Source organism: Thermodesulfobacteriota bacterium, from assembly GCA_040758155.1.
GTDB lineage: Bacteria > Desulfobacterota > Deferrimicrobia > Deferrimicrobiales > Deferrimicrobiaceae > UBA2219.
In genome coordinates, this window is record JBFLWB010000110.1 from 1 (window position 1) to 7,446 (window position 7,446).

The following is a 7,446-nucleotide window of genomic DNA, read 5'->3' on the forward strand; positions in this document are numbered from 1 at the left end:
CGCGGAATTTCAAGGGAAACGGGGATGTCGGCGTCCCCTCCCCATTCACCGACCTTCCTCCTCACCGCGGAGGATACAAGGCCCTCTACAATTTCCCGAATGTTCAAACACCGCCTCAAAGGGGAAATATCCGTAAGCTTTGAAGTTTATCCCGGCCCCGGCAGAGTGTCAACGCGAGGGGACGGGATGCGGAGGTGCCGGGGAATCAGCCCGGAAACAGCGTCACCCGGTCCCGGCCGCGCTGCTTGGACAGATAGAGGGCCTCGTCCGCGCGCTTCAGCAGCTCCCCCGCGGCGGTCCCGTGCCCCGGCGCGCAGGACACCCCGAAGGAGGCGGTGACGGCGACCTCGCGCCCCCCGTGCTGAAACTTCGTTTGTCGCACCATCCGCCGGAAGCGCTCCGCCCCTTCCATGGCCTTCACCGGGTCGGTCAAGGAAAGGAAGAGGACGAACTCCTCCCCGCCGTATCTTCCGGCCGCATCGCCCCGCCGGATCGCCTTCCCGAGGACGGACGCGACCCGCCGCAGCACCTCGTCCCCGAACGGGTGGCCGTAGCTGTCGTTGATCCGCTTGAAGTGATCGATGTCCATCATGATCACCGCCAGCGGGTGACGGCCGTCCAGGCGCGCCAGCTCGGTCTCGAGCCGCTCGAGGAACGCCTTCCGGTTGGGGAGTCCCGTCAGGCCGTCGGTCGAGGCCCGCCTCGCAAGCTCCTCCAGGTGCGCCACGTGGGAGAGGCCGAGCTGCATGACCTCCGTGACGTCCCGCGCGGTTTCGGCATGCTGGCGGTGGAAGCGCCCCTCCTCCGTGTGACAGCAGACGACGGCCCCCCGGAAACCGCCGGCTCCGGCCACGGGAAGCAGGAGGAACGACCGCTCCCCCTCGTTCCTCCAGGCCGTCGGAAGCACCCCCTGCCCCCGGGAAGCTCCCTGGGCGTCGGTGAAGATCCGGCGGGAGCCGGTCCGGATCACCCACCCGACGTAGCTCTCCGCGATGGGCTCGGGACGGTCGGATCCGCCCGATCGGGAATCCGACTCTTCCCACGTCACGTATCCGGTCTTCCCTCCGTCGCTCGTTCCGATCAGCAGCGCCCGGGTGGCTCCGACCTGCCGCCTCAACTGACCGATCGACTCCGCGTAGACCCGCTGCCGACGTAGCGGCAGACCGCCTTCCGTCCCTTCCGGCTCCTCCTCCCCTGCCTGGGCCATCTTCCGGACCATCCGGTGATACCAGTCTTCCCGGATCAGGTATCGCTCCCCCTGGTGCAGGAGGCGGACCTTCTCGATATCGCGCCCGAGGAAATACGCCACCAGCTCGGCCAGGGACGTGGTGGAATCCGGCCAGCCCCCGTCCTCCTCCCGGATCCCGAGAAGGACCCCCTCCACCTTCTCTCCGCAAAGCACGGGGACGGCGACGATCCCGGTCGCCCGGAAACCCGCGCCGAGGCCCGGCGGGGCGTACATCTGCGCGGCGTTCCCTTCCTCGAGGAAGGGACGGCGGAACAGGGCGGCCTCCCGGACCGGCACGTACGTGTCCGGAACCGGGAACCGGCCCGCCGGCCCCGCTCCACGGCTCACGAGGAGACCCTCGTGGCCCGCGGATCCCGGCGCCGGCGAGGGCCACACGTACGCGACATGCGCGGCCCCGATCATGGGCAGGAGCCCTTCCAGCGCCCGGCGGATACCGTCCTTCAGGTCGAGCTCCCGCCTCAGGAGCACGGCCTCCTCGGTCGCCCCCTCGCCGGGGGGCTGCCCGCCCTTCCGGGGCTCTTCCCAGGGAAGGACCAGGGAGCGGCTGCCGGCGGTCGTTTCCCGCGCGAGCGCATCCTCCGGCTCCTGCTTCACGCGGCATCTCCGGAGAAAGATCCCGGCCGCCCCCGAGACGGCCGCAACGACGGCGATCGATGCGAGTTCCCGCGCCTTGCCGGCGGTGCCGAAAGATATCGTCCCGAGCCAGCCGGCGACGCCGAGCATGGAAGGCACGGACGCCGCGGGCCGCAGGCCGTATCCGAGGAAAAAGAACAGCGCCGCGGGGACGGCCCGGGTTCCCGCGACGAAAGGGGACGCGCCATGGAGCGCGAGGCCGGCGGCGCCCGCCCACATCAGGAGCGCGTTCCGCGGAGGAACCCTCGCCCCCTCCCTTCGCGCGGCGAGGTATCCCGCCAGCACGACGCCGAAGCCGGCGATGCCGGCAACGCAGGCGGCGAGCAGGACCCGGTCCCCCGCGCCGAGGAGGCGGAGCGCAATCAATGCAAGGAGATACGGCGGAGCGAGGAACCCCGCCAGATCGCGGGCGGGGAGCACTATCGACGAGGCGGGACGACGATCACTTTTTCCTTCTCCTTGATCAGGCCGAGCCGCCGGGCCTCGTCCTCGATCACCGCGGGATTGCTGCGGAGCCCCTCCACCTGGCTTTTCAGCTCGGCGTTCTCCTTCCGGAGAACCTCCACCTCGGCGCGGAGCTGCCGCTCCGTGTTCCGCAGCTTCCACAGCCCGATGATCCCCATGTCCCGGAAAAGGGAGATGAAGATGCCGATCAGCACGAGGGCCGCCGCGATGAGGAGCGGGAGGCGGATCCCGCTTCGATCGGTTTCGTTCACGGGCTTTTTCATCGGCCGGATGCCACCGTTCCTTTCAGAAACTCACCGCGACGGACGAGCCGCCACCGCCGCCTCCCGAGCCGCCGCCCGCGGCCAGCGCCGCCGCGATCCCCACCCCGGAGATCAACGCCCCCCAGACCCACCACTTCTTGTACCACGGTTTCGATTCCCGGTCTTCCGTTTCGGCGGGCCATCCGCTGCCGAGGAGCCCCGCCGCCACCCACTTGCCGGCCCCTTCGGAAGCGCCGCTCCCGGCTGGAATCTCCTTCTCCCCGAGATAAACGGGATCCCCGCCCGCGGCCGACCTGGCATATGCCCTGGCGCGGTATCCCTCCCCCGAGCCGTCCTTTTCGAGGGTCATCACCGCGATGCGGGAGACTCCCGCAGCGGAGGCGAACTCGTCGATGAGGGGCCCCGTCCCCTTTCCTTCCCTTCCCGCGCCTTCCCCCAGAAGCTCTCCGAGCCTCGCCACGCGGTCGCCGGACAGCGCGAAGTCGAGCGTCTCCGCGTCGCCCGGAAGCCACTGCCCGATCCGCACCGCATCCCGGTACCCCTTGTGGAAGACGCGCACTTTCACCGGCCCCGTTTTCCCCGGCCGGATCCGGGAGGGCGTCTTCCCCTTGTACTCGCCGTCCACTTCGATCCCCGCCCCGGAGGGCAGCGATTGCACCAGGAGCTCCGGTTCCGGAAGGGGGCGGCGCCTGGCCCGTTCCCAGGCTGCGATGAGCTGCGGAGGAAAGAGCGCCGGGTCCGGGTTGAAGCCGGGGCGAAGGGCGCGGGAGCGGGCCAGCAGGCTCTCCGCCGCCGGGAGATCCGCTTTCCGGAGCTTCAGGATCCCCTCCCTCAGGTAGATCTCCGCGAGGAACGGCAGGGTCGATTCCGTGAATCGGAAGGCGCGCGCTTCCTTCTCCGCCTCGGAAAGTAGGGCCTCTGCGGCATCGTTCTCCACCTTTTCCATGTGCGCGGACGCCTTGGATATCTTCCCGGCGATCCTGCGGAGGGCCGCGTCGCCGGGGACCGGGAACAAGGACGCCGGATCGGGGCCGGAAGGGGGCGCCTCCGCCGGGGCGGGAACGAAGCGGACCCGCACGGACTTCGACAGGAGCCCCGGAACCGGGTCCAGGATCTCCCGGGAAACGGACTCCGGGATGTCGGGGGCGGCGTATTTCAGGAAGAGGGCGGCTTCCGGGCCTTCCGACGTCGCCGAAGCGGGCGGAACCGCCCATCGGACCGACAGGACGGCGAACAGAAGGCAGGCGACCGCGCTACGCCTGCTTGACGTAAATCTCATCCGTGATGTCCCTGTCCACGGCGATCGTCGTCTGGCCGATCTGGAGCACGTGGGACGGATTCCGCTGCATCAGGCGAACGGTGCTTCCGGGCACGACGCCCATGGAGGACAGCTTCTCGAGTCGCCTGACCGATTTCGGGGTGATGAAGACGATCCGGACGGGGGCTCCGAGCGACGCGTCGGACAGGCGCGTCACGAGCGGCCGGATGTCCGTGCGGATCCGGTCGCAGCATTCCCCCCGGGGGATCGGCTGTCCGTGCGGGCAGGCGGGGGGGTGCCCCAGGAAGGCGCAGACGCTTTCCGTGACCTTTTCCGAAAGGATGTGCTCGAACTGGCAGGCGCTGCTCTCGAGCTGCTGCGACTCGACCTCGAAGAGGTTGTGCAGCAGCACCTCCGCCAGCCGGTGCCGGCGGATGATGCCCCTGGCGCGCTCCTCCCCGGTGCGGGTCATCCGGATCTCGTCTCCCGAGAGCTCGATCTGCCCGGCGGAGCGGAGCTCCTCCAGCAGCGCCTCGGGAGACTCCTCCTCCGTGCTGCTCAGCAGGTCCGAGCGGCGGCTCTTTCCTTCCTCCCGGAGCGTCCACAACAGCTCCAGGATCTCGTCCTGGCCGTACTGGGTCATGAGGCCTTTCCTTTCGGGAAAAGTGATTTCAGGAAATCGATCACCTTCGACTCGGGCATGGGGAAAGAGTACCGGCATCTCGGGCAGCAGACAAGGGTGCAGCTTTTCCCCATGGGGCAGCCGGACTTGCGGCAGGCCCGGTCCTCAAGATCGATCTCGAAGCCGCATAGCGGGCAGGGAGTCTTTCCGCGCGGAGCGTCGCCCATCAGAACGTCACCCCCAGCCAGCGCGCGGCGAAATTGACCGCCGCCCCCACGAAGACGGCGAACGGGAAGATGAACAGCGCCATCCCGGCGGTCACCTTCCCCCCGTGCTCCTTGTAGATCACCAGCAGGTTGGCCAGGCACGGTATGAACAGGGTGATGGTGATAAGGCTGACCACGACCTGCAGGTTCGTCAGCAACCCGGCCTTAGCCATGCTGAATAGGCCGGCCGCGCCGTAATCCCTCCTCAGGAAGCCGATCAGGAACGCCTCCGCGGTCTTCGGCGGCAGGTCCAGCATCTTCACGACCAGCGGCTCGGCCGCCTTCTGGACCCAGGGCAGGAATCCCAGCCGGTCCGACGCGAAGAGGATCAGCGTGCCCAAAATGAAAAGGGGGACCGCCTCCCTCAGGTACCATTCGATGCGCGCCATCGTCTTCACCAGGAGGTTCGAAGGCTTCGGCCAGCGGATGGGGGGGATTTCCAGGATGAAGTCCGAGGACTCCCCCGGCAGCACCTTCGCCGCAAGGTATCCCACCAGGAAGATGACCCCGACGAGGATGGAGAACCAGGTCAGGGAGGCCGCCGGCCCGATCTCCGCGAGCATCCCGAGAATGACGCCGAGCTGCGCCGAACAGGGAATCCCGAGCGCGAGCAGGAGCGTGACGATGATGCGTTCCCGCCGCGTCTCGAGGATACGCGTCGTCAGGGTGGCCATCGTGTCGCACCCCAGCCCCAGGATCATCGGCAGGACCGCCTTCCCGTTGCAGCCGATCTTTTTAAAGGCCCGGTCCACCATCACCGCGAGCCGGGGAAGGTACCCGGAATCCTCCAGGATCCCGAATCCGAAGAAGAACGTCCCGACGATCGGCAGGACGATGGCGATCGCGTAGGAGAGCGCCATCGAGACCAGGCCGTACGGCCCCACGAGGAGATCCTTCACGAAGGGCCACGGGAAGACGCGGTCGACCGCCCACGCGGCGGCCGGAACGACATACCCCTCGAACACCGTAGCTTCGAGCAGGTCCACGAGATACCCCGCTCCGAACACGCCGACGAATTCGTAGGCGAGGAACAGCACGCCCGCCAGGATGGGGACGCCGTACACCGGGTCCATCGAGAGCCGCCCGAACCGCTGTGCGAAGTCGAATCCCTTCGGGGGGGCCTCCTCCCTGCCGAGGACCCCCAGCAGGCGGTCGATCCACGCCAGCCGCGTCTGGTTCACCTTGTAGGCGATGTCCTCGCCCGCGGCCTCGGTCAGCCGGTTCCTGAGCGCGTTCATCTCGCGGATCCGCTGCGCGGAGAGGGTCCCGGCGAGCCACGGGGTCAGAGAATCGTCCCCGCAGAGCAGCATCAGGGCGAGGGCGCGTTTCCCGATCGGCGTTTCCCTCGGGAGCAGCTCCTCCATGCCCGCGATCGCCTCCTCGATCCGGCCCCCGTAATGGATGGAGACGATCGCCGGGGAAGGATTCTCAAGCAGCGGAAGCAGCTTGTCCGTCCCCTGCTTCCGGACGGCAACGGTCGCCGCCGCGGGGACCCGGAGATGCTCCGACAACATCTCCAGCCGGGGCATCACCCCTTCGTTTCTCGCCTCGTCCGCCATGTTCACCGCAAGCACCAGCGGGACCCCCATCTCCGCAAGCTGGATGGTGATCATCAGGGAGCGCCGCATGTTTCTCGCGTCGCAGACCTGGAGGACGCTCGCCCCGGTTTCCCTCATGAGGATGTCCCGGGTCACCCGCTCGTCCTCCGACATCGGGAGCAGGGAGTACACGCCGGGGGTGTCGATGACCTCGTAGACCTTTCCGCGGTCCCTCGCCTCCCCGCGGGTGACCTCCACGGTCGTGCCCGGGTAGTTCGAGACGTTGACGTACCGGCCGGTGAGCGCCCCGAACACCACGCTCTTCCCGACGTTGGGGTTCCCCACCAGGATCACGGCGCCGGAACGCGCCCCTTTCTCCGCGGACACGGGCTTCATCCTTCCCCGCTCCCGGAAGCGCAACGCGTGCAGCGGCCGAAGATCTCCAGGCGGTGCGCGGCGGGGAGGAATCCGTGCCGACGCGTGACCAGCTCCTGGAGCTTCTCGATTTCCGGATCCTCGAACTCGATGACCCGCCCGCAGACGGTGCAGACGAGGTGGTCGTGGTGCGCCGCAAGGTTGCTTTCGTACCGGCGGGCTCCGTCGCCGAAATCGAGCTCCTTGGCGTACCCCATCCGGGAGAGAAGTTTCAGGGTGCGGTAGACCGTGACCGTCCCGACGCGCGGGGAGGCGCTGCGCACCGCGCGGGCAAGCTCTTCCACGGTGACGTGGTTCCGCGCGCGGAAGAACGCTTCCATCACCGCGGCGCGGCTCCTGCTCCGCTTCCCCCCCGAGGACACGATCCGGTCCTCGATGTTTTTCAGGACGGCCTTCAAATCGACGGGAATCCGTTCCTTGTGATCTTGAAATTCATTTTCATGATACATGCAAGAGGAACGGTGGTCAAGGAAATCTTCTCCGAAGTGGTCGGAATCGCCGCTCCCGGCCATCCCTGGCCTTCGCGGCATGATGCCATCCATGGCATCAATGAAAACGGCCCCTCGATGCGAGGGGCCGTCGGTCTTCCTGGCCTTTTCCGGTGGGGAACCGTTCCCCTTCCTCTGTTACTCGCCCGGGCTCTTGCGCGGAGCACGCGCCGGCTTCACATCCTGCTTCCCCCGGCCCGCTCCCTTCTTCTCCGGCTTCTCCGCCTTT

Annotated in this window: 7 protein-coding genes; all 7 read right to left on the reverse strand. The window is 67.8% G+C overall.

The genetic code is table 11. The annotated features are described in order from the left end of the window. Window positions 1–205: 205 nt before the first annotated feature. The 7 genes from AB1346_07075 to AB1346_07105 are packed head-to-tail and all read right to left on the reverse strand — an operon-like array spanning window position 206 to window position 7,127. Entirely contained in the window at window positions 206–2,248 is a 2,043-nt protein-coding gene (locus tag AB1346_07075; protein MEW6720193.1) for a GGDEF domain-containing protein, read from the reverse strand. Window positions 2,249–2,301: 53 nt separating this feature from the next. Continuing rightward, the gene (locus AB1346_07080; protein MEW6720194.1) at window positions 2,302–2,598 is read right to left on the reverse strand and encodes a septum formation initiator family protein; all 297 of its coding nucleotides are present in this window, start codon (window positions 2,596–2,598) and stop codon (window positions 2,302–2,304) included. A 34-nt stretch (window positions 2,599–2,632) separates the two neighbouring features. Beyond that, complete coding sequence (locus AB1346_07085; GenBank protein MEW6720195.1) at window positions 2,633–3,889, reverse strand: PEGA domain-containing protein; 1,257 nt, start codon at window positions 3,887–3,889, stop codon at window positions 2,633–2,635. Continuing rightward, window positions 3,864–4,511 carry a metal-dependent transcriptional regulator gene (locus tag AB1346_07090; protein MEW6720196.1) on the reverse strand — a complete coding sequence of 216 codons (648 nt, stop codon included), beginning with the start codon at window positions 4,509–4,511 and terminating at the stop codon, window positions 3,864–3,866. Before AB1346_07090 ends, AB1346_07085 begins: the two co-directional genes overlap by 26 nt. Further along, window positions 4,508–4,717, reverse strand: a complete 210-nt coding sequence (locus AB1346_07095) for a hypothetical protein (GenBank protein ID MEW6720197.1) — start codon at window positions 4,715–4,717, stop codon at window positions 4,508–4,510. The genes AB1346_07090 and AB1346_07095 overlap by 4 nt, the downstream gene beginning before the upstream one ends. Next, on the reverse strand, window positions 4,717–6,690 hold the full coding sequence (gene feoB / locus AB1346_07100) for a ferrous iron transport protein B (protein MEW6720198.1): 1,974 nt from the start codon (window positions 6,688–6,690) through the stop codon (window positions 4,717–4,719). Before feoB ends, AB1346_07095 begins: the two co-directional genes overlap by 1 nt. Then, window positions 6,687–7,127, reverse strand: a complete 441-nt coding sequence (locus AB1346_07105) for a transcriptional repressor (protein ID MEW6720199.1) — start codon at window positions 7,125–7,127, stop codon at window positions 6,687–6,689. The genes feoB and AB1346_07105 overlap by 4 nt, the downstream gene beginning before the upstream one ends. Window positions 7,128–7,446: the final 319 nt, after the last annotated feature.

What these genes read in the sequence shown, in the direction of transcription:
- AB1346_07085 (MEW6720195.1), bottom strand. Translation starts at nt 3,889, where the DNA reads ATGAGATTTACGTCAAGCAGGCGTAGCGCGGTCGCCTGCCTTCTGTTC.
- AB1346_07090 (MEW6720196.1), bottom strand. Translation starts at nt 4,511, where the DNA reads ATGACCCAGTACGGCCAGGACGAGATCCTGGAGCTGTTGTGGACGCTC.
- AB1346_07095 (MEW6720197.1), bottom strand. Translation starts at nt 4,717, where the DNA reads ATGGGCGACGCTCCGCGCGGAAAGACTCCCTGCCCGCTATGCGGCTTC.
- feoB (MEW6720198.1), bottom strand. Translation starts at nt 6,690, where the DNA reads ATGAAGCCCGTGTCCGCGGAGAAAGGGGCGCGTTCCGGCGCCGTGATC.